This is a genomic window from Paenibacillus sp. 2TAF8 (genome assembly GCF_052114825.1).
Lineage (GTDB): Bacteria > Bacillota > Bacilli > Paenibacillales > Paenibacillaceae > Paenibacillus.
The window spans coordinates 1-359 of sequence record NZ_JBFRFN010000082.1; the positions used below are offsets into that span (position 1 = coordinate 1).

A 359-nucleotide genomic window follows, 5' to 3' on the forward strand; every position below is an offset into this window, starting at 1 on the left:
CTCAAATGGGCTTGACGTGATGCTGCTATCTTCAATGTGATCCGCTTGTATCGCACCTTCTGCAATATGAACAGATTGCACGCTCTCTTCAGCCAAATGAATACTCAATACTGCACCTTCGGTCAGTTTACTACCGTCCACACTGCCATCYGCCAGTTTGGACGCAGTAACTGCACCATCTTGCAGATGAGCTGTGCTTACGGCTTCTTTACTCAAATGGCTTGACRTGATGCTGCTATCTTCAATGTGATCCGCTTGTATCGCACCTTCTGCAATATGAACAGATTGCACGCTCTCTTCAGCCAAATGAATACTCAATACTGCACCTTCGGTCAGTTTACTACCGTCCACACTGCCAT

General features: G+C 46.8%; 1 pseudogene. It reads right to left on the minus strand.

The features are described 5' to 3' along the window. Positions 1–359, minus strand: a pseudogene (locus AB4Z30_RS30125) (hypothetical protein); the annotation flags it as partial.